The sequence below is a fragment of the Micromonospora sp. CPM1 genome (assembly GCF_023896895.1).
GTDB classification, from domain to species: Bacteria; Actinomycetota; Actinomycetes; order Mycobacteriales; family Micromonosporaceae; genus Micromonospora; species Micromonospora tulbaghiae.
The window spans coordinates 13,025-32,520 of record NZ_JAMHIU010000040.1; the positions used below are offsets into that span (position 1 = coordinate 13,025).

General features: G+C 71.0%; 20 protein-coding genes and 1 pseudogene. 5 read left to right on the forward strand and 16 right to left on the reverse strand.

Annotated elements, in window-relative coordinates:
- Positions 1-32 precede the first annotated feature (32 nt).
- Together M8C11_RS28790 and M8C11_RS28795 are read left to right on the forward strand one after the other, a co-directional pair.
- Positions 33-1,244 carry an MFS transporter gene (locus M8C11_RS28790; protein ID WP_252454523.1) on the forward strand — a complete coding sequence of 404 codons (1,212 nt, stop codon included), beginning with the start codon at positions 33-35 and terminating at the stop codon, positions 1,242-1,244.
- Between the two features lie 53 nt (positions 1,245-1,297).
- Positions 1,298-2,107 carry an alpha/beta hydrolase family protein gene (locus M8C11_RS28795; RefSeq protein ID WP_252454525.1) on the forward strand — a complete coding sequence of 270 codons (810 nt, stop codon included), beginning with the start codon at positions 1,298-1,300 and terminating at the stop codon, positions 2,105-2,107.
- Between the two features lie 40 nt (positions 2,108-2,147).
- On the opposite strand, the gene M8C11_RS28800 is transcribed toward M8C11_RS28795, so the two are convergent.
- Positions 2,148-2,996: a 3-hydroxyacyl-CoA dehydrogenase family protein gene (locus M8C11_RS28800; protein WP_120573389.1), complete on the reverse strand. Its 849-nt coding sequence runs from the start codon at positions 2,994-2,996 to the stop codon at positions 2,148-2,150.
- Between the two features lie 69 nt (positions 2,997-3,065).
- On the reverse strand, positions 3,066-4,487 hold the full coding sequence (murA, locus tag M8C11_RS28805) for a UDP-N-acetylglucosamine 1-carboxyvinyltransferase (RefSeq protein WP_121685139.1): 1,422 nt from the start codon (positions 4,485-4,487) through the stop codon (positions 3,066-3,068).
- Here murA and M8C11_RS28810 point away from each other — a divergent pair.
- Together M8C11_RS28810 and M8C11_RS28815 are read left to right on the forward strand one after the other, a co-directional pair.
- The gene (locus M8C11_RS28810) at positions 4,486-5,058 is read left to right on the forward strand and encodes a cob(I)yrinic acid a,c-diamide adenosyltransferase (protein ID WP_013475364.1); all 573 of its coding nucleotides are present in this window, start codon (positions 4,486-4,488) and stop codon (positions 5,056-5,058) included. The two genes, murA and M8C11_RS28810, sit on opposite strands and share 2 nt — an antisense overlap.
- Positions 5,034-5,368, forward strand: a pseudogene (locus tag M8C11_RS28815) (glyoxalase). The gene M8C11_RS28810 and the pseudogene M8C11_RS28815 overlap by 25 nt, the downstream one beginning before the upstream one ends.
- A 59-nt stretch (positions 5,369-5,427) precedes the next feature.
- On the opposite strand, the gene M8C11_RS28820 reads toward M8C11_RS28815, so the two are convergent.
- The 14 genes from M8C11_RS28820 to glyA all read right to left on the reverse strand — a co-directional run bounded on the left by M8C11_RS28820 (position 5,428) and on the right by glyA (position 17,753).
- Positions 5,428-6,003, reverse strand: a complete 576-nt coding sequence (locus tag M8C11_RS28820) for a hypothetical protein (RefSeq protein ID WP_252454529.1) — start codon at positions 6,001-6,003, stop codon at positions 5,428-5,430.
- A 794-nt stretch (positions 6,004-6,797) separates the two neighbouring features.
- Positions 6,798-7,253: a DUF2550 domain-containing protein gene (locus M8C11_RS28825; RefSeq protein ID WP_121684028.1), complete on the reverse strand. Its 456-nt coding sequence runs from the start codon at positions 7,251-7,253 to the stop codon at positions 6,798-6,800.
- A gap of 12 nt (positions 7,254-7,265) precedes the next feature.
- A complete protein-coding gene (locus tag M8C11_RS28830) occupies positions 7,266-7,544 on the reverse strand; it encodes a F0F1 ATP synthase subunit epsilon (RefSeq protein ID WP_047893558.1) in 279 nt (92 codons plus the stop codon).
- Positions 7,545-7,653: 109 nt separating this feature from the next.
- Positions 7,654-8,799: an LCP family protein gene (locus tag M8C11_RS28835; protein ID WP_252454531.1), complete on the reverse strand. Its 1,146-nt coding sequence runs from the start codon at positions 8,797-8,799 to the stop codon at positions 7,654-7,656.
- Between the two features lie 215 nt (positions 8,800-9,014).
- Positions 9,015-10,460, reverse strand: coding sequence for a F0F1 ATP synthase subunit beta (atpD, locus tag M8C11_RS28840; RefSeq protein ID WP_135241801.1), 1,446 nt, complete (start codon positions 10,458-10,460; stop codon positions 9,015-9,017).
- Entirely contained in the window at positions 10,460-11,389 is a 930-nt protein-coding gene (locus tag M8C11_RS28845; protein WP_252454533.1) for a F0F1 ATP synthase subunit gamma, read from the reverse strand. The genes atpD and M8C11_RS28845 overlap by 1 nt, the downstream gene beginning before the upstream one ends.
- A gap of 4 nt (positions 11,390-11,393) precedes the next feature.
- Positions 11,394-13,046 (reverse strand): F0F1 ATP synthase subunit alpha, encoded by a 1,653-nt coding sequence (gene atpA / locus M8C11_RS28850; RefSeq protein WP_135241802.1) that lies wholly within the window; start codon positions 13,044-13,046, stop codon positions 11,394-11,396.
- An 85-nt stretch (positions 13,047-13,131) separates the two neighbouring features.
- Positions 13,132-13,953, reverse strand: coding sequence for a F0F1 ATP synthase subunit delta (locus M8C11_RS28855; protein ID WP_135241803.1), 822 nt, complete (start codon positions 13,951-13,953; stop codon positions 13,132-13,134).
- Positions 13,953-14,492 carry a F0F1 ATP synthase subunit B gene (locus M8C11_RS28860; RefSeq protein ID WP_091422605.1) on the reverse strand — a complete coding sequence of 180 codons (540 nt, stop codon included), beginning with the start codon at positions 14,490-14,492 and terminating at the stop codon, positions 13,953-13,955. The genes M8C11_RS28855 and M8C11_RS28860 overlap by 1 nt, the downstream gene beginning before the upstream one ends.
- Positions 14,493-14,521: 29 nt before the next feature.
- The gene (locus tag M8C11_RS28865) at positions 14,522-14,749 is read right to left on the reverse strand and encodes an ATP synthase F0 subunit C (RefSeq protein WP_091422600.1); all 228 of its coding nucleotides are present in this window, start codon (positions 14,747-14,749) and stop codon (positions 14,522-14,524) included.
- 70 nt (positions 14,750-14,819) lie between these two features.
- Positions 14,820-15,617 carry a F0F1 ATP synthase subunit A gene (atpB, locus tag M8C11_RS28870; protein ID WP_091422597.1) on the reverse strand — a complete coding sequence of 266 codons (798 nt, stop codon included), beginning with the start codon at positions 15,615-15,617 and terminating at the stop codon, positions 14,820-14,822.
- A gap of 11 nt (positions 15,618-15,628) precedes the next feature.
- Positions 15,629-15,865 carry an AtpZ/AtpI family protein gene (locus M8C11_RS28875; protein ID WP_091423295.1) on the reverse strand — a complete coding sequence of 79 codons (237 nt, stop codon included), beginning with the start codon at positions 15,863-15,865 and terminating at the stop codon, positions 15,629-15,631.
- Positions 15,866-16,039: 174 nt separating this feature from the next.
- Positions 16,040-16,471 (reverse strand): hypothetical protein, encoded by a 432-nt coding sequence (locus M8C11_RS28880; RefSeq protein ID WP_252454535.1) that lies wholly within the window; start codon positions 16,469-16,471, stop codon positions 16,040-16,042.
- On the reverse strand, positions 16,464-17,753 hold the full coding sequence (gene glyA, locus M8C11_RS28885; protein WP_308212792.1) for a serine hydroxymethyltransferase: 1,290 nt from the start codon (positions 17,751-17,753) through the stop codon (positions 16,464-16,466). The genes M8C11_RS28880 and glyA overlap by 8 nt, the downstream gene beginning before the upstream one ends.
- A 35-nt stretch (positions 17,754-17,788) precedes the next feature.
- Between glyA and M8C11_RS28890 the strand changes: the two genes are divergently transcribed.
- Positions 17,789-19,252 (forward strand): SDR family oxidoreductase, encoded by a 1,464-nt coding sequence (locus M8C11_RS28890; protein ID WP_252454537.1) that lies wholly within the window; start codon positions 17,789-17,791, stop codon positions 19,250-19,252.
- Positions 19,253-19,496 lie beyond the last annotated feature (244 nt).

Consider the following 19,496-nt stretch of genomic DNA (forward strand, 5'->3'; position numbering starts at 1 on the left):
GATTCCGCCGACGACCAGCCGACCATGCCCGGGTGAGAACGTACGCAGAACTGTTCGCGGTCCGGGAGTTCCGCAACCTGTTCCTGGCGAACTGCGCCGGGATCGCCGCCCACACCACGTCGGCGCTGGCCCTGGGCGCGCTGACCTACGCGTCGACCGGCTCGGCGCTGCTCACCGCGCTGAGCATGTTCGGGGCGCCGCTGGCCGGAGTCCTCGGCAGCCTGACGCTGCTGTCCGCCGCGGACAGCGTGCCGCCGCGCCGGGCGATGGCCTTCGCCGCCCTGCTCGCCACCGCCGGCGCGGCGCTCCAGGCGGTGCCCGGGCTGCCGCTGTGGGCCCGCTTCGCGATCATCTTCGCCAACGCGTACGTGGGCTCGGTCGCCGCCGGCGCCAAGTGGGCGCTGCTCACCGACATCGTGCCGGTGAACGCCTACGTGCTGGCCCGGGCCACGATGAACACGAGCGTCGGCGTCATGCAGATCGCCGGGTTCGGGCTGGCCGGCGTCCTGCTGGTGTGGCTGAGCCCGTACCAGGTGTTCCTGCTGGCGCTGGTCCTGCGGGCGGTGTCCGCCGCGGTGGGATGGTTCGGGCTCACCGAGCGACCGGCCCGGACCAGCGAACGGGTGACGGTTACCCGCACGCTGCGCGTCAACCGGGTGCTCTGGGCCGACCCCGGCCGCCGGTCGCTCCTGCTCAACCTCTGGGTACCGGGCGGCCTGATCGTCGGCTGCGAGGCGCTGTTCGTCCCGTACGCCGCCGACCGCGCCGGCTTCCTGCTCGCCGCCGCCGCGCTCGGCATGCTGGCCGGGGACGTGGTGGTGGGGCGGTTCCTGTCCCCCGCCCTCCGCGAGAGGTGGATCCACCCGCTGCGGGTGCTGCTCCCCCTGCCGTACCTGCTGATCCTGCTGTCGCCGCCGCTGCCGGTGGCCATGGCCGTCGCGCTCGTCGCGTCCGTCGGCTACGCCTCCACCCTGCCGATGCAGGAACGGCTGATCGCCCACTCGCCGCCCGAGGCCCGGGGCCAGGTGCTCGGCCTGCACGGCAACGGGATGCTCGCCGCGCAGGCGGTGTGCGCCGCGCTCGCCGGGGCGCTCGCCGACCTGGTCACGCCGTCGCGCGCGGTCGCGCTGCTCGCCGCCGTGGCGCTGGCCGTCACCGTCGCGCTCACCCCCGGCCTGCGCCGGACCGCGCCGGGCGCCGGGGAGCCGGACAGCAGACCCGCGGCGTCCGTCCCCGCACCGTGAAGGAGATGCCGCGCGGCTGCCCGCGAGGCGTACCGGATGGCACACTCGCCGGCATGGCACACACGCTGACCCGGCGGACGGTGCTCACCGCCGCCGCCGGGATCGCCGGGGTCGGCCTGGTCGGCGGCCTGGCCGCCCGGCAACTGGCCGGCCCCCGCCCGGGACCGGCCCCGGACCTGCCGGACGCCCCGCCCGGCGACGAGCGGCTGATCCGCATCGCGTCTGCCGCGCGCGGCCGCGAGGTGGACTTCTGGACGGCCGTGCCCGACGGGTACGGCGACGGCCGCGGCCTGCCCGTCTGCCTGGTGCTGCACGGCGCGTCGGCCACCCCGCGCGACTACGGCCGCTTCGGGCTGGCCCGCTTCCTCACCGACGCGGTACGCCGGGGCGCCCCGCCGTTCGCGCTCGCGGGCGCCACCGGCGGGCGGCTGTCGTGGCGCGCCTCGGGCGACGACGACCCGCAGCGGATGGTGCGCGAGGAGGTGCCCACCTGGTGCGCCCGGCGCGGTTTCGACAGCAGCCGGCTGGCCGTGTGGGGCTGGTCGATGGGCGGCTTCGGCGCGTTGCTGCTCGCCCAGACGTACCCGAAGTGGCTGCGGATGGCGGCGGCCTTCTCCCCCGCGGTGAGCCCCGGCGACGCGGTCTTCACCGGCATGGAGAAGCTGCGCGGCACCCCGGTCGGGCTCTGGTGCGGGCGGCAGGACAACTTCCTCAAGGATGTCCGCGCGCTCGCCCGGGTGCTGCCCGAGGAGCCGGTACGCGCCGCCTGGGCCGACGGGCGGCACAACTTCGGCTACTGGGGCACAGTCATCCCGGACGCGTTCGCGCTGATCGGCGCCGCGCTCAGCCCACCCCGGACGTGAACCGCCCCCGGCCGCGCGGGCCGGGGGCGGGACGAGCCGGTCAGTACGAGTAGAAGCCCTGGCCGGTCTTGCGGCCCAGGTCGCCGGCGGTGGCCATGCGCTGGAGCAGCTCCGGCGGGAAGAACTTCTCGTCGGCGGTGTCGGTGTAGATGTTGCGGGTGGCGTTGAGCAGCACGTCCACGCCGGTCAGGTCGACGGTGGCGAGCGGGCCCATGGCGTGGCCGAAGCCCAGCTTGCAGGCGGTGTCCAGGTCCTCGGCGGAGATCACGCCGGACTCGACGAGCTTGACCGCCTCCATCGCCAGCGCGCAGATCAGCCGGGTGGTGACGAAACCGGCGATGTCCCGGTTGACCACCACCACGGTCTTGCCGATTCCCTCGGCGAACGACTTGACGGTGTCCATGGTCGCGTCGCTGGTCTTGTAGCCGCGTACCAGCTCGCAGAGCTTCATCATCGGCACCGGCGAGAAGAAGTGCGTGCCGACGACCGACTCCGGGCGCTCGGTGGCGGTGGCGATCTGGGTCACCGGGATGGCCGACGTGTTGGTGGCGAGCACCGCGTCCGCCTTGCAGATCTTGTCGAGCGCGCGGAACACCTCGTGCTTGATCTCGATCTTCTCGAAGACCGCCTCGACCACGATGTCCGCGTCGGCGGCGGCCTCCAGCTCGGTGGTCGGGGTGATCCGGGCCAGCGTCGCCTCGACCTCGGACGCCTCGATCTTGCCCTTCTCGGCGAACTTCGTCAGCGACTTCCGGATGCCGTCCACACCGCGCTTCGTGGCCGCGTCGTCGATGTCGCGCAGCGTCACCTGCCAGCCCGCCTGCGCCGCCACCTGGGCGATGCCCGAGCCCATCAGCCCGGCACCGACGACCGCGAGTCGACCCGCCATCTGCTTCTCCCTCGCCGTGTTCTGCAACGTCTGGGAGAACCCTACTTAACGAGGGATAAGCCCCGGCCGTCAGATGGCCAGGTCCGGCTCCTCCGGCGCGGTGCCGCGCTCCACCTCGACGCCGAGCGCCCGCAGGTCCGCCACGAAGTCCGGGTAGCCCCGGTCGACGTGGTGCACGTGCGAGACCTCGGTCAGCCCGTCGGCGCAGAGCCCGGCGATGATCAGCCCGGCGCCGGCCCGGATGTCGGTGGCGCGTACCGGGGCGCCGGACAGCCGCTCCCGGCCGCACACCAGGGCATGGTGGCCGTCGGTACGGATCTCCGCGCCCAGCCGCATCATCTCGTTGGCGAACATGAACCGGCCGTCGAAGATGTTCTCGGTGATCAGCGAGCCGCCCTCGCTCACCGCCGCGAGTCCGATCGCCATCGGCAGCAGGTCGGTGGCGAAGCCCGGGTAGGGCAGCGTGACCACGTCGACCGCCCTCGGGCGGTCGTCCATGCGTACCCGGAAGGCGTCGCCCCGCGTCTCCACCAGGCCGCCGGCCGCGACCAGCTTGTCCAGCGCGACCTCCAGGTACGCCGGGTCCAGGCCGGTCACCGTCACGTCCCCGCGGGTCATCGCGGCGGCGAACGCCCAGGTGCCGGCGACGATCCGGTCCCCCACCGTGGCGTGCCGGACCGGCCGCAGCTCGGGTACACCGACGATGTGCAGCGTCGACGTGCCGGCCCCCTCGATCCGCGCGCCCATCCGGGTCAGCATCGTGCAGATGTCGACGATCTCCGGCTCGCGGGCCGCGTTGTCGATCGTCGTGGCACCCCGGGCCAGCACCGCCGCCATCACCAGGTTCTCGGTCGCGCCCACGCTCGGGAAGTCCAGCACGATGTCGGCGCCGTGCAGCCCGTCCGGCGCCTCGGCGATGACGAAGCCGTGCTCACCGGAGATCTCCGCGCCCATCCGGGCCAGCCCGGCGATGTGCATGTCCAGCCCACGCGAGCCGATGGCGTCGCCGCCGGGGTGGGCCACCCGGACGTACCCCCGGCGGGCCAGCAGCGGGCCGAGCACGCAGATCGACGCGCGCAGCCGGCGGACCAGGTCGTAGTCGGCCTCCGCACCCGGCCGCTCCGGCACGTCGATGAGCACCGAGCGGGACCGCTCCACACCGCCGTGGGCCACCATCGGGTCGACCGGGTCGTCCGGGCCGAACCGTACGCCGCAGCCGAGCCGCCGCAGCACCTCGCCCATGATCGCGATGTCGGTGATCCGGGGCACGTTGGTGATCAGGCTGCGGCCGGGCGCGAGCAGCGCGGCGGCCATCAGTTTCAGCGCGGAGTTCTTCGCACCCACCACGTGCACGGTGCCGGCGAGCCGGGCATCGCCGCGTACCCGGATGACGTCGACGTCGTTGAGCGCCGGATCTCCCGCGTCACCCGGACCCACCGGACTCGGCCGGGCCGGGATCGTCAGTTCCGGTATCCGTAGGCTGTGCGTCATGGCCGTCCACCTCACGCGCATCTACACCAAGGCCGGCGACGCCGGCATGACCAGGCTGAGCAACAACGAGCAGGTGCCGAAGACCGATCCGCGCATCGCCGCGTACGCGGACGTGGACGAGTGCAACGCCTCGATCGGCGTCGCGCTCGCCCTGGGGCAGCTCTCGGACGAGCTGCGGGCCGTGCTGGAGTCCGTGCAGAACGACATGTTCGACGTCGGTGCGGACCTGGCGACGCCGGTCGAGCCGGACCCGAAGTACCCGCCGCTGCGGGTGACCGAGGAGTACGTCGAGCGCCTCGAGGGCTGGTGCGACGAATACAACGCGCGCCTGAGCAAGCTCGACTCCTTCATCCTCCCCGGCGGCACCGCGGGCGCGGCACTGCTGCACGTGGCACGGACGACCGCCCGGCGCGCCGAGCGTGCGGCATGGGCGCTGGTCGCACACGACCCCGATCGGACCAGTCCCCTCCCGGCAAAGTATCTCAACCGGCTCTCCGATTTGCTCTTTATCCTCTCAAGAACGGCAAATCCGGACGGCGACGTGCTATGGGTGCCGGGCGGGAAGCGCTGACCATCGGCGGCCTCCATCACGTGGAGGTGTGGGTACCCGACATCGCGGCGGCCAGTCGTTCCCGAGGCTGGCTTCTCGGTCACCGGCACTCACCGGCCGCACCCACGACAGGTGCGCGCCCGGCCTGAACCACCTGGCCTTCCACGCCGGCCCGCCGGCCGCCGTCGAGCGCCTGGTCACTGCCGCTGGAGGGTACGGCTGGACGCTGCTGTTCCCGGACCGGCACCCGCACGCGGGCGGCCCGGACAGCTACGCCGCCTACCTCACCGACGGGCAGGGGTACGAGGTCGAGCTGGTCGCGGAGACGTGAAAAGGCCGGCACCCCGGGTTCGGGGTGCCGGCCTTCTCGCTGTGTCTTGCTTGTTGGTCTTACTTGTTCCAGTGCTCGGCGACCAGGTCGGCGGCCTGCTGCTCCCACTGGGCGTAGTGGTCCGGGTAGGCGGACACCTGGACGGTCTGGGCGGCCTTGGTCAGGGGCATGTCCTGCCAGCCGTCGACCTGCTTCAGACCCTTCAGGAACGCGGTGGTGGAGTATTCGGGGTCGGTGATCTGCTCGACCGTGCCCCAGCCGGAGGACGGGCGCTGCTGGAACAGGCCCTGCGAGTCGTGGTCGTTACGGTCACCGAGGTGGCCGAGGTTCTCCAGCTTCGACTCCTGCAACGCCGTAGCGATCGACACCACCGCAGCACGCTCGTCCATGCCGGCCTTCTTCGTCGCCGCGATGATCGCCTTCACGTTGGCGGTCTGCTCGTCGTCCAGGTCGATGCGGGACTGGGCGCCCTGCACACCGTGCGGGATCAGCTTGTCACCCTGCACGCTCACGGCCACCGGCTTGACCGCGGGGGTGGTGTCCGCCGCGTGAGCGGCCACCGGACCGGCGAACACGCCACCGGTGAAGGCCAGACCAGCAATACCCAGGACGCTCTTCCGCAGAATCGTGTTCATCAGAAATGCTCCATTCGGGGGTCGACGCACCCGGGGGACGGGATGCGCGGGCACCGTCAGGCGCTCAAGAAAGTCTTCAAGGGGGGATCCGGCTGCACACGGGGCACCGGGGGGGTGCCTCTGCGCGGCGCCGGAAGCATGTCCAACGACCCGCCACCCGCCACCATTCCCGAGGCGGTGCACGCCACCAGGGGGGCGCGGGGGTTCACGTCGTCGGAACCGTGTTCAACGACCAGCCCGCCAGGATGATTCCCGGCCTCGCGGCGCCCCGCTCGCGGGGCACGGCCGATGCTCGGTCGTTCACCTGGATACAACGCCACCCACCCGCCAGCCATTCCACCCCCAGAGTGCCGCCCACCACCCCCGAACCGGACACCCCACCCACACAGGCTCACGATGCCGGCTCCCCCACCTCGAAGCGCCCCCGCACCCTCACGGCAACCCGCCCGACCGCGTCGATCATGAAGTTAACGGCGACAAACCGGACGCCAACCGCCGCCAACCTCATGATCGACCCAGCCAGGGCAGGGCAGGGCTGACCCGGAGCCGGGAGCGTGAGCGGGGCTGGGGCATCCGCGATCTTGCGGTTCGCGCCCTGCGCGTGCCCTGTTTGCGTGGTTTGCGGGGTGCCTAAGTGCAAGATCGCGGGGGTGCTGCGGGAGAGGCTCGGCGATCTTGGAGGTGTGGTGCCCCGCGAAGGGTGCGAAGGGGGCATCTGCGGCGCCAGAAGTCCGAGATCGGCCGCAGCGAAGGGCGCCTACCGCGACCCGTGACAGGGGGCGGAGGGCCGGGGGTCAGGCGGCGGGCCAGTCCTGGGAGGCCAGACGCGGCGAGACCGCCCCGGGTGGGGCGGCCTCGAGCCAGGACAGGAATCCCGTGACGGTCGAACGCGCCATGGCGATCTCGATCGGCGCGTGGTGGCTGGTACAGCGCAGGATCACCCACTCGGCGGGCATCGACATGCGCTCCTGCCCCTCGGGCAGCCGGCGGCGCTCGACCGCCAGCCCCTTGCGCGAGAGCACCCGCTTGGGGCGCAGCGCGAAGCTGAACATGCGGTACCAGCGGAGTTCGTCGCCAACGAACCGGCCGAACCCGGGTGACCAGCCACGACCGTCGAGGATCGTGTTGACCCGGACGCTCAGCCGGATGATGCCACCGCTACGGGTGAACAGGGCCCGCCGGATGAAGAGGATCAGAAGCGCGACGACGACGATCGCGAAGCCGATTCCGATCCCTTCGACGATCTCCATCGGCGGGTCGGCTCAGCGGGCCGGGGTGGCGGGGGTTGCGCTCTCGGCGAGGACCGTGACGCCCTCACCGGTCACCGACAGGAAGCCGCCGGCCACGTCGTACGCGACCTGCTGGCCACCGGCCTGCTTGATGCGTACCTGGCTGGGTTCGGCGAGCTGGCCGAGCAGAGGTGCGTGCCCCGGCAGCACACCGAGCTCACCCTCGGTCGTCCGGGCGACGACCATCTCGGCCTCGCCGGTCCAGACCTTCTCCTCGACGGCTACGAGCTCGACGTGAAGCTGCTGTGCCACGCTGTCTCCTTGCTGCGGCGGCGGATTGCCGAAAGTCTAGTCGCGCCCCCGCAGCCCACCCAACGCGGGTGGTGAGAGCCGGACCACCACGGCCCCGCACCCGCTCAGGCTACTTGGTCTTCTGGACGAAGTCGGGGTGCTCCAGGAGGAAAGCGTCGAGCTGTTCGGTACGCAGGGCGGTGAAGAAGTCCTCCGCCGGTTCGAGCAGTTGCTCACCCCGGTAGTTGCTGCCGGTGCCGATCCCCCCGCCCGGCAGCTTGATGGTCTCGATCGCGTCCGGACGGATGTCCTTCAGGGCCAGCCCGAAGTCCACCACGCTGTTGCCGCGTCCGTTGAACACCAGCGACTTGCCGGCCGCGCGCAGTACCCGGTCCAGCTTGACCGGGTTGGTCACCACGTCGGCGCTGAACGCCTGGCTCGCCATCGCCTTGACGAACTGCTGCTGGTGCCGCTGCCGGCCGTAGTCGCCGTCCGGCACGCCGTTCTTCGGATAGCGCTGCCGGACGTAGTCCAGCGCCTGCCAGCCCTTCAGGTGGGCGTTGCCCTTCTTGTACACGGCCTGCGGGCCGAGGTAGCCCCCGCCGCCGGGCCGGAGCTGGCGCGGGGTGCCGTCCGGCTGGAGGTGCTCGGAGCGCACCTCCCGCTCGATGTACATGTCGACACCGCCCATGGCGTCGACGATCTTCTTGAACCCGCTGAAGTTGATGATCGCGCCGGCGTCGAAGCGCTTGATGCCGGTGACCTCCTGCACGGTCAGGGCGAGCAGCTCGAAGCCCTGCGCGGTGCTGGGGTTCTGGCCGGGCACGTTGCTGCCGTGCGACATGGCCGCGTTGAGCCGGTCGTTGGCACCCGCGTAGTCGGCCTTGGGGAAGGCCGGGATGTCGACCCGCAGGTCGCGCGGGAGCGAGAAGAGATAGCCGCGGTCCATGGTGGCGGGCACGTGCAGGACCATGATCGAGTCGGCCAGGGGGCGGGCGGTCGACGTGCGGGGGTCCACGCCGACGAGCAGGATGTTGAGCGGGCCCTTGATGTCGCTCTTCTTCTCGTTGGCGCCGGCGGCTTGGTCACCGAAGAGGTCGGCCTTACCCACCGATCCCTCGTAGCGGGCGACCAGGGCGCGGGAGCCGATCAGCACGGAGCCGCTGAGCACCACCATGACGATGCCCAGGATCGTGCAGACGCGGGCCCACCGGGGCACGCCGCGCCACATGGACCGCTTCCCGCGATCCGCGCCGCCCTTACCGCCCACGAGCATCTCCAATCGTCGCGCCCACGGGTAGGAAGACGGGCGCGGGGGTCCGTTTGGTTGCAGAGATCAACGGCCGGGATGTGAAGTCGTGTCAGGAACGGTACCGCGCGATCCGGCGAACTGCTTGCCGGAGAACCGGGCATCTGGTAGTGCGGTGGCCCGAAAAGGCGAAGGCCGCCCCGGCTTTCGCCGGGACGGCCTTCGTGGGTGTGAGCGGGCTCTCAGCCCTCCTCGCCCATCAGCTCCTTGGCCTTGGCCCGAAGGTCGTCCAGGCCGCCGCACATGAAGAACGCCTGCTCCGGGAAGTGGTCGAACTCCCCCTCGCTGATCCGGCGGAAGGCGTCGATGGTCTCGGCGATCGGGACCGTCGAGCCGGGCACGCCGGTGAACTGCTCGGCCGCGTAGGTGTTCTGCGAGAGGAACCGCTCGATCCGGCGGGCACGGCCGACGGTGAGCTTGTCCTCCTCGGAGAGCTCCTCGATACCGAGGATGGCGATGATGTCCTGCAGGTCCTTGTAGCGCTGCAGGATCCGCTTCACCTCGGTGGCGACGGCGAAGTGCTCCTCGCCGACGAACTCCGGGGCGAGGATCCGGGACGAGGACGCCAGCGGGTCCACGGCCGGGTAGATGCCCTTGTCGGAGATCGACCGCTCCAGGTTGGTGGTCGCGTCGAGGTGGGCGAACGTGGTGGCCGGCGCCGGGTCGGTGTAGTCGTCGGCGGGCACGTAGATCGCCTGCATCGAGGTGATGGCCTGGCCCCGGACGGAGGTGATCCGCTCCTGGAGCTGGCCCATCTCGTCGGCCAGGGTCGGCTGGTAACCCACGGCGCTCGGCATACGGCCGAGCAGCGTGGAGACCTCGGAACCGGCCTGGGTGAAGCGGAAGATGTTGTCGATGAAGAGCAGCACCTCCTGCTTCTTCACGTCACGGAAGTACTCCGCCATGGTCAGCGCGGACAGCGCGACCCGCAGGCGGGTGCCCGGCGGCTCGTCCATCTGGCCGTAGACCAGCGCGGTCTTGTCGATGACGCCCGACTCGGTCATCTCGGCGATGAGGTCGTTGCCCTCGCGGGTGCGCTCACCCACGCCGGCGAAGACCGAGGTACCACCGAAGTTCCGGGCCACACGGGTGATCATCTCCTGGATGAGCACCGTCTTGCCCACGCCGGCACCGCCGAACAGGCCGATCTTGCCGCCCTTGACGTACGGGGCGAGCAGGTCGATGACCTTGATGCCGGTCTCCAGCATCTCGGTCTTCGGCTCCAGGTCGGCGAAGGCCGGGGCCTTGCGGTGGATGCCCCACCGGTCGTCGGCCTGGATGGTCTCGCCCTCGGTGAGGTTGAGGCACTCGCCGATCGCGTTGAACACGTGGCCCTTGACCGCGTCGCCCACCGGCACGCTGATCGGCGCGCCGGTGTCGCGCACCTCGGTGCCGCGCACCAGGCCGTCGGTCGGCTGCATCGAGATGGCGCGGACCAGGTTGTCACCCAGGTGCTGGGCGACCTCCAGGGTCAGCGTCTTCTCGCCGCCGGAGAGCGTCACGTTGACGTGCAGGGCGTTGAACAGCTCCGGCATGGCGTCGCGCGGGAACTCGGCGTCGACGACCGGGCCGATGACCCGGACCACGCGACCCGTGGCCGTCTTGGTCTCAACTGCGGTTACAGTCATCACACTTCACTTCCCGACGCGGCCAGCGCGTTCGCGCCGCCGACGATCTCACTGATCTCCTGGGTGATGCCGGCCTGACGGGCCGAGTTCATCTCACGCGTGTACTTCTCGATCATCTCTTCGGCGTTGTCGGTGGCGCTCTTCATCGCCCGCCGACGGGCGGCCGACTCACTGGCCGCCGACTCCAGCAACGCCGCGAAGATCCGCGTGTTGATGTACTTCGGCAGCAGGGCGTCGAGCAGCGACTCCGGCTCCGGCTCGAACTCGTACGCCGGCAGCAGGCCCTCGGACCGGGGCCGGTCCTCGACCTGCATCGGACCGACGATCCGGGTCACCGGGTTCTGCGTCATCAGGGACTTGAACTCGGTGTAGACGATGTGCAGCTCGTCCACGCCGAGGATCCCGTCGGCGCCGGCCTCGTTGTCCGTGTCGTCCGCGCCCGCGGTGAACGCCTTGATCAGCGTCTCACCGACCTCGCGGGCGTCCTCGAACGTCGGCTGCTCGGAGAAGCCCGTCCAGCTGGCGGCGATCTGCCGGTTGCGGAACCGGTAGAACGCCACGCCCTTGCGGCCGATGACGTAGAGCACGGGCTCCTTGCCGTCGGCGCGCAGGCGGGCGATCAGCGACTCGGCGGTCCGGATCGCGTTCGAGCTGTAACCACCGGCCAGGCCCCGGTCGGCGGTGACCAGCAGGACGCCCGCCCGCCGCACCCGCTCGCGCGGGGTGAGCAGCGGGTGGTCGATCCGCGCGTTCGAGGCCAGCGCCGTCAGCACGCCGGTGATCGCCTCGGCGTACGGCAGCGAGGCCGCCACCTTGGCCTGGGCCTTGGCGATGCGGCTCGTCGCGACGAGCTCCATCGCCTTGGTGATCTTCTTCATCCCCTTGGCGGAACGGATCCGCTGCCGGAGAACGCGTACCTGGGCGGCCATCGGATCAGCTCTCGGCCGGGCGGTCGGTGCTGCCGTCGCGGAAGCGGGTCACCGTCTCGCGGGTCTCCTCGCCCTCCAGCGGCTTGGCCGGCGCGTCGTTGACCCGGACCTCGTCCTCCTTGCCCAGGAAGACCTGCTTGAACTCGGCGATCGCGGAGTCGAGCGAGGAGATGATGTCGTCGTCCCACTTGTTGTCCGCGATCCCGGCCAGGACGCCCTCGTGCTTGTGCCGGAGGTACTGGAGGAACTCGGACTCGAAGCGGCGGACCTCGCCGACCGGGACGTCGTCGAGCTTGCCCTCGGTGCCGGCCCAGACGGAGACGACCTGCTCCTGCACCGGGTACGGCGAGTAGTTCGGCTGCTTGAGCAGCTCGACCAGGCGGGAACCGCGGTCCAGCTGGGCCCGGGAGGCCCGGTCCAGGTCGGAGGCGAAGGCGGCGAACGCCTCCAGCTCGCGGAACTGGGCCAGGTTCAGCCGCAGCGAGCCCGCGACCTTCTTCATCGGCTTCACCTGCGCGGCGCCACCGACCCGGGAGACCGAGGTGCCGACGTTGATGGCCGGCCGGACGCCCTGGTTGAACAGGTCGGTCTCCAGGAAGATCTGGCCGTCGGTGATGGAGATGACGTTGGTCGGGATGAACGCCGAGATGTCGTTCGCCTTGGTCTCGATGATCGGCAGACCGGTCATCGAGCCGCCGCCCAGCTCGTCGGAGAGCTTGGCGCAGCGCTCCAGCAGACGCGAGTGCAGGTAGAAGACGTCACCCGGGTAGGCCTCACGGCCCGGCGGGCGGCGCAGCAGCAGCGACACGGCGCGGTACGCCTCGGCCTGCTTGCTCAGGTCGTCGAAGACGATCAGGACGTGCTTGCCGCCGTACATCCAGTGCTGTCCGATGGACGAGCCGGTGTAGGGGGCGAGGTACTTGAAGCCGGCCGGGTCGGAGGCCGGCGAGGCGACGATGGTGGTGTACTCCATCGCGCCCGCCTCCTCCAGCGTCCCCTTGATGGAGGCGATGGTGGAGGCCTTCTGGCCGATCGCGACGTAGATGCAGCGGACCTGCTTCTTCGGGTCGCCGGAGCGCCAGTTCTCGCGCTGGTTGAGGATGGTGTCCAGGGCGACCGTGGTCTTGCCGGTCTTGCGGTCACCGATGATCAGCTGGCGCTGGCCGCGGCCGATCGGGGTCATCGCGTCGATGGCCTTGATGCCGGTCTGGAGCGGCTCGTCGACCGACTTGCGGGACATCACGTTCGGGGCCTGGAGCTCCAGCTCGCGGAAGCCCTCGTTGGCGATGTCGCCGAGGCCGTCGATCGGCTCGCCCAGCGCGTTCACCACGCGGCCGAGGAACGCGTCCCCGATCGGCACGGAGAGCACCCGGCCGGTGCGCTTGACGCGCTGACCCTCTTCGATCCCGCCGAAGTCACCGAGGACGACGACACCGATCTCCCGGACGTCGAGGTTCAGCGCCACGCCGAGCGTGCCGTCCTCGAACTCCAGGAGCTCGTTGGTCATGGTCGAGGGGAGACCCTCGACGTGGGCGATGCCGTCACCGGCGTCGGCGACGGTGCCGACCTCCTCGCGGGAGACGTCGGCCGTGTAGGAGGAGACGTAGCGCTCCAGGGCGCCGCGGATCTCCTCCGTCGAGATGGTCAGCTCGGCCATCCTCTGCTTCCTTAAGTATCAGGGGCCCGGGATACCTAGTACCGACCGGTCCGATGGCGTCGAATCAGGGCTGCTAAGACGCTGGTCAGCGCTTCGCGAGCGCGTTGCGGGTCTCGTTGAGGCGGCGCAGGACGGTCCCGTCGTACAGGTCGGATCCGACCCGTACGCGCACTCCGCCGAGCACGTCGGGGTCGACCGTCTGCTTGACGGACACCTCCCGACCGTACATCTGGGAGAGGCGGGCGCCGAGGCGTCGCTCCTCCTCGTCGTTCAGCGGAGCCGCCACGGTCACGTACGCGACCTGACGGTCCCGCCGGTCGGCGGCCAGCTCGACCAGCCGGGTGAGCGCACCGGTGAAGGAGCGTCCCCCGAAGCCGGCGAGCGCGGCCTCGACGAGGCGGACGGTGACCGGCCGGGCCTTGCCGGCGAGCAGCTGCCGGGCCAGTTCGGCCCGCCGCTCGACAGTGGCCATCGGGTCGGAGAGCGTGTTGGACAGCTCGCCGGAGCCCGAGACGACCTGCCCGAAGCGGAACAGCTCGTCCTCGACCTCGCCCAGCTCGCCGGTCGAGTCGGCGCTCGCCAGGAGCGCCTCCACGCCGAGCCGCTCGACGCCGTCGAGCAGCTCCGACGGGGCCGACCAGCGACCGGAGACCAGCGTGGTCAGCAGGTCGAGCGCGTCCGCGCCGACCTTGCCGCCCAGGATCCCGGTGAGCAGACCGACGCGGTCCTCACCCGAACGCGCCGGGTCGGACAGCGCCCGGCGCAGCCGCGGCTCGTGCCGCAGCAGGGCGGCGACGGAGAGGATGTCGTCGGCGGTGGAGGCCACCGCCGACGGCTCCGCGCCGCGGGCGTACGCGTCGAGGCGCTCGGCCCCGGCGGAGTACGACTCCCGGCTGGCGGCCTGCATCAGCGGGCCCCCGTGCTCTCGAGACCGCTCAGGAACCGGTCGACGGTGCCCTTGCGACGCGCCTCGTCGGCCAGCGACTCACCGACGATCTTGCTCGCCAGGTCCACCGCGATGGTGCCGACCTCGGTGCGCAGCTCGCGCACGATGGTGGCCCGCTCCGCGGCGAGCTGCTCCTTGCCGGCGGCGATGATCCGGTCGGACTCCTCGCGCGCCTTGGCGAGGATGTCCTGGCGGATGCCCTCGGCGTCGGCCCGGGCGTCGTCGCGGATCTTGGCGGCGTCGGTACGCGCCTCCGCGAGCTGGGCCCGGTACTGCTCGAGCAGCTGGTTCGCCTCGGCCTGCGCGGCCTCGGCTCGCTTGATGCCGCCCTCGATCGCGTCCACCCGGGCCTGGAACGTCTGCTCCATGCGCGGGAAGACGAACTTCATCAGCACGAAGCAGAGGACACCGAAGGCGACCAGCCCGACCACGATCTCCTGCCAGACAGGAATGATCGGGTTGTGGGTCGTCTCACCACCCTCAGCGGCGAGGAAGTACATGGGAAAACCTCCCGGTCAAAGGGGCTGGTTCAGCCGGCCCAGATGAAGCCGAAGGCGATGCCCAGCAGCGCCAGCGCCTCGATGACGGCGAAGCCGATCCAGACGTACGGAAGGGTCATCCGGGACGACTCCGGCTGGCGGGCGGTCGACTGGATGTAGGCCGAGAAGACCAGGCCCACGCCGATGCCCGGGCCGATGGCCGCGAGACCGTAGCCGATGGCGGCGGTGCTGCCCTCTACCGCGGCGTAGATGTCCATTGGTTGGTTCCTCCTGGTTATCACGCGTGACGGTCACGCGGGACGACAACGGTTGGTGCGAAAGATCGGATCAGTGCTCGTCGGCGAGGGCGCCCTGCACGTAGCTGGCGGTCAGCACCGTGAAGACGTACGCCTGCAGACAGATCACCAGGAACTCGAGGAAGGTCAGCGCGATCGTCATCACCCAGGACAGCACCGAGACCGGCGCCAGCCAGACGTTGGCGCTGAGCATGGCGAACCCGCCGAGCGTGAAGACCAGCAGGAGCATGTGGCCGGCGAACATGTTCGCGAAGAGACGGACGGCCAGCGAGAACGGCCGGACCAGGAACGTCGAGAAGAACTCGATCGGGACCAGCAGCGGCAGGATGTACCAGGGCGCCGGCGGGACCAGAGAGGCCTTGACGTACTTCACGAAGCCGTGGTGCCGGATGCCGACCCAGATGAACATCACGTAGCTGATCACGGCGAGGATGGCCGGGAACGCGATGTGCGAGTTCGGCGAGATCTGGAAGAACGGCACGATGGCGAAGAAGTTCGTCAGCAGGATGAAGCAGAAGAGCGTGGTGAAGTACGGCGCGAACCGCACTCCCGCGTGCCCGATCATGTCCACCGCGATGTTGTTGCGCACGAAGCCGTAGATCGACTCGGCGAACCACTGCTTCTTGGTGGGGACGAGCTGCGGCTTCCGGTACGTGGCCAGGAAGAAGATGATCAAGATACCGACGGCGATCCACACCATCGCCGTGATCTTGGTGAACCAGTACGAGTTCTCCGCACCCCAGGGCAGGATGCTGGGCAGGTAGAAGTCCCCCACACTGGGTGGGAATTCCGCCTGGCCCTGAGCCAGGACGTTCGCCTGTCCGAACACCGCGTCCCTTCCTAAGTAGGCGTGCCCAGTCGGCGGACGACCAGGATGATCCCCCCGGCCATGCCGAGCACGACCCCGATACCGGTGGCGACGCCGCCGGTGTCGAGCCAACGGTCGACCAGCCAGCCGATGAAACCCCAGACGAGCATGCCCCCGATGAGGTATGAGAGCGCGGTCCAACCCTGACCGGCACCGGACGGAACGTCGCCCGGGCCGCCAGTGTCGGGGGGTTTCTGGTCACCGGCCATGACGGGGCGAACGATATCAGTCGAGCAGAAGAGGCTGTGCCTCACCCCCCGCACAACCTGGTTGTGTGGGACACGGGCGGGCGAAGTCGTCTGGAGGCACGGTACTCCTCCCCCGCCACTGAGAGAATGACCGATCGCGGACAGAACAACGCGTCGCCCGAAGGGTGGGACGGCTCAGCGCGGCATCCGTCGGGCGTGGACCGTGGTCAGCCACCAGACGTGCACGCCGGTCCACACCACGACGCCCGCGGCGATGCCGAGAGCGAACGGGATCAGCCCCGGCCAGCCGGTCGAGGCGACCAGCACCATCACCCCGCCGAGCGCGGTGATCTTGGCGACGTAGAGGCCCAGCCCGAACGGCAGCACGAGCTGCGGATCCTTGGAGTCCGCCCAGGCCAGGACCACAGTGGTGAGCGTGTAGCTCGCCGCCGTGACGGCCACCCCGGCCGCCGCGCCGAGCGCGCCGTCCGCGCCGCGCCACATCCCGCCGGCCACCGCCGCGACGGCGGCGAGCACCGCCACCGCGGCCAGCAGCACCGGCAGATGGCGCAGTCGCCAGCCGCGGTCCGCGGTCTCCTCCGCCGCGCGGGTCCCGGGCTCAGCCACGGGGGTACGCCGGGAACTCGGTGACCAGCGCGGTCACGTCGGCGGAGATCCGGGCCAGTTCGTCGCCGCCCCCGGGAGACTCCGGATCGGTCCGCACCGCCCGCCCGATCAACGTGGCGATCCGGCGCATCTCCCCCTCCCGCATGCCCTGGGTGGTGACGCTCGGCGAACCCACCCGGATGCCGGAGGCCACCGCCGGCGGCTGCGGGTCGTACGGGATCGCGTTCTTGTTGAGCGTGATGCCGGCGACGTCGCAGCGGGCCTCGGCCTGCGCGCCGGTCACGCCGGTCTCGCGCAGGTCGAGCAGGGCCAGGTGGGTGTCGGTGCCGCCGGAGACCGGCGGCAGCCCCTCCGCGGCCAGACCGTCGGCGAGCGCGCGGGCGTTGGTGACCACCTGGGCGGCGTACGTGCGGAACTCCGGCTGCGCGGCCTCGCGCAGCGCGACCGCCTTGGCCGCGACGGCGTGCATCAGCGGGCCGCCCTGGGTGAACGGGAAGACCGCCTTGTCGATCCGGGCCGCCAGCGGCTCCCGGCAGAGGATCATGCCGCCGCGCGGGCCGCGCAGCACCTTGTGGGTGGTCGCGGTGACCACGTCGGCGTACGGCACCGGTGAGGGGATCGCACCGCCGGCCACCAGGCCGACGAAGTGGGCGGCGTCCACCATCAGGTACGCGTCGACCTCGTCGGCGATCTCCCGGAAGCGGGCGAAGTCGATCAGGCGCGGGTACGCGGTCGCGCCGCAGATGATCATCTTCGGCCGGTGCGCGCGGGCCAGGTCGCGCACCTCGTCGTAGTCGATCGTCCCGGTGTCCCGCCGGACGGTGTAGCCGACCGGGTGGAACCACTTGCCGGAGAAGTTCACCCGGCTGCCGTGGGTCAGGTGCCCGCCGTGCGGCAGGTCCATGGCCAGCACCGTGTCGCCCGGCTGCACCAGTGCGGCGTACGCGGCCAGGTTGGCGCTCGCCCCGGAGTGCGGCTGGACGTTCGCGTGCTCGGCGCCGAACAGCTCCTTCGCCCGGGAGACGGCCAGTTCCTCGGCCCGGTCCACCTGGGCGCAACCGCCGTAGTAGCGCCGTCCCGGGTAGCCCTCGGCGTACTTGTTGGTGAGCGTGGAACCCAGCGCGGCCAGCACCGCGGGCGAGGTGAGGTTCTCGCTGGCGATCAGTTGCAGACCGCCGCGCAGCCGGTCCAGCTCACCCAGCACCACCTCGGCGATCTCCGGGTCGACGGCACTGAGCTGCTGGAAGTCCGGTCCCCAGAAGGTGTCCCTCGCGTTCTCCACAGCGAAGGAGTCTACGGAGCCGCACACTGGAGGCCGTGAGATGCCTCGTCACCGGTGCTACCGGCTACATCGGCGGTCGCCTCGCGCCCCGGCTGCTGGCCGAGGGGCACACCGTACGCTGCCTGGCCCGCACCGCCGGGCGGCTGCGGGACGTGCCGTGGGCGGCCGAGGCGGAGGTCGTCGAGGGCGACCTGCGGCGGCCGGAGACGTTGCCGGCCGTGTTCGCGGGCATCGAGGTGGCGTACTACCTGGTCCACTCGCTGGGCCAGCGGGGTTTCGAGGCGGCCGACCGGGAGGCGGCGACGAACTTCGCCGAGGCGGCGCGCGCCGCCGGCGTACGGCGGATCGTGTATCTCGGCGGCCCGGAGCCGGCGGAGCGCGACGGCCTGCCCTCGGCGCACCTGCGCTCCCGGGCGGAGGTCGCGCGGATCCTGCTGGACAGCGGCGTGCCCACAGCGGTGCTGCGCGCCGCCGTGATCATCGGGTCCGGCTCGGCCTCGTTCGAGATGCTGCGCTACCTGACCGAGCGGCTCCCGGCGATGGTCACCCCGCGCTGGGTGCGCAACCGGATCCAGCCGATCGCGGTCCGGGACGTGCTGCGCTACCTGGCCGGGTGCGCGCACCTGCCGGCCGACGTCAACCGGGCCTTCGACATCGGCGGCCCGGACGTGCTGACGTTCACCGAGATGATGCAGCGCTACGCCCGGGTGGCCGGGCTGCGGCCGCGGGTCATCCTGCCGGTCCGCCCGCTCACCCCCTCGCTCTCCTCGCACTGGGTCGGCCTGATCACGCCGGTGCCGAACGCGATCGCCCGGCCGCTGGTGGAGAGCCTGGTGCACGAGGCGGTGGCGCACGAGCACGACATCGCCCGGTACGTGCCGGACCCGCCGGACGGGTTGACCGGCTTCGACCAGGCGGTCGCGCTGGCGCTCACAAAGGTGCGCGACGCGCAGGTGGAGACGCGCTGGTCGAACGCGAGCGGGCCGGACGCGCCCGCCGAGCCGCTGCCGTCGGACCCGCGCTGGTCCGGCGGCACCGCGTACACGGATCTGCGGGAACGGACGGTGGACGCGCCACCGGCGGCGTTGTGGCGGGTCATCGAGGGCGTCGGCGGCGAGAACGGCTGGTACTCGTTCCCGCTGGCCTGGTCGGTGCGCGGCTGGATGGACCGCCTGATCGGCGGCGTCGGGCTACGGCGGGGCCGGCGCGACCCGCACCGGCTCCAGGTCGGCGAGGCGCTGGACTTCTGGCGGGTCGAGGAGATCGTCCCGGGTGAGCTGCTGCGGTTGCGCGCGGAGATGCGGCTGCCCGGGCGGGCCTGGCTGGAGATGCGCGCCGAGCCGGACGGGGACGGGCGCAGCCGCTACGTCCAGCGCGCCGTGTTCCTCCCGCGCGGGCTGCCCGGTCACCTCTACTGGGCCTCGGTGGCCCCGTTCCACGCGGTCGTCTTCGGCGGCATGGCCCGCAACATCGCCCGGGGCGCCGAACACCCGGGCTGACCCGCCCCGCCCGCGCCCCGCGCCTCGCGCCTCGCGCCTCGCGCCTCGCGCCTCGCGCCGGCGATCTTGCACTTGCGGCCCTTGATGCGCCCGTTATGCACTTTCTATCCGGGCAGCAAGTGCAAGATCTGTGAAGGTGGCTGTCAAGTGGTGGCTTCGAGGGTGCGCCAGATTTGGCGGGCTATGTAGCGTTTGAGGCTGCGGGTGATCTCGGCTGGGGTGCGGCCTTCTGTGGTGCGGCGGT

Excerpts from the sequence above, each read along its gene's own strand:
- M8C11_RS28865 (WP_091422600.1), bottom strand. The coding sequence starts at position 14,749 with ATGGACATCTACGCCGCGGTAGAGGGCAGCACCGCCGCCATCGGCTAC.
- atpA (WP_135241802.1), bottom strand. The coding sequence starts at position 13,046 with ATGGCCGAGCTGACCATCTCGACGGAGGAGATCCGCGGCGCCCTGGAG.
- M8C11_RS28860 (WP_091422605.1), bottom strand. The coding sequence starts at position 14,492 with ATGTACTTCCTCGCCGCTGAGGGTGGTGAGACGACCCACAACCCGATC.
- M8C11_RS28855 (WP_135241803.1), bottom strand. The coding sequence starts at position 13,953 with ATGCAGGCCGCCAGCCGGGAGTCGTACTCCGCCGGGGCCGAGCGCCTC.
- M8C11_RS28795 (WP_252454525.1), top strand. The coding sequence starts at position 1,298 with ATGGCACACACGCTGACCCGGCGGACGGTGCTCACCGCCGCCGCCGGG.
- M8C11_RS28810 (WP_013475364.1), top strand. The coding sequence starts at position 4,486 with ATGGCCGTCCACCTCACGCGCATCTACACCAAGGCCGGCGACGCCGGC.
- murA (WP_121685139.1), bottom strand. The coding sequence starts at position 4,487 with ATGACGCACAGCCTACGGATACCGGAACTGACGATCCCGGCCCGGCCG.
- M8C11_RS28800 (WP_120573389.1), bottom strand. The coding sequence starts at position 2,996 with ATGGCGGGTCGACTCGCGGTCGTCGGTGCCGGGCTGATGGGCTCGGGC.
- M8C11_RS28820 (WP_252454529.1), bottom strand. The coding sequence starts at position 6,003 with ATGAACACGATTCTGCGGAAGAGCGTCCTGGGTATTGCTGGTCTGGCC.
- M8C11_RS28845 (WP_252454533.1), bottom strand. The coding sequence starts at position 11,389 with ATGGCCGCCCAGGTACGCGTTCTCCGGCAGCGGATCCGTTCCGCCAAG.
- atpD (WP_135241801.1), bottom strand. The coding sequence starts at position 10,460 with ATGACTGTAACCGCAGTTGAGACCAAGACGGCCACGGGTCGCGTGGTC.
- M8C11_RS28825 (WP_121684028.1), bottom strand. The coding sequence starts at position 7,253 with ATGGAGATCGTCGAAGGGATCGGAATCGGCTTCGCGATCGTCGTCGTC.
- M8C11_RS28835 (WP_252454531.1), bottom strand. The coding sequence starts at position 8,799 with ATGCTCGTGGGCGGTAAGGGCGGCGCGGATCGCGGGAAGCGGTCCATG.
- M8C11_RS28875 (WP_091423295.1), bottom strand. The coding sequence starts at position 15,865 with ATGGCCGGTGACCAGAAACCCCCCGACACTGGCGGCCCGGGCGACGTT.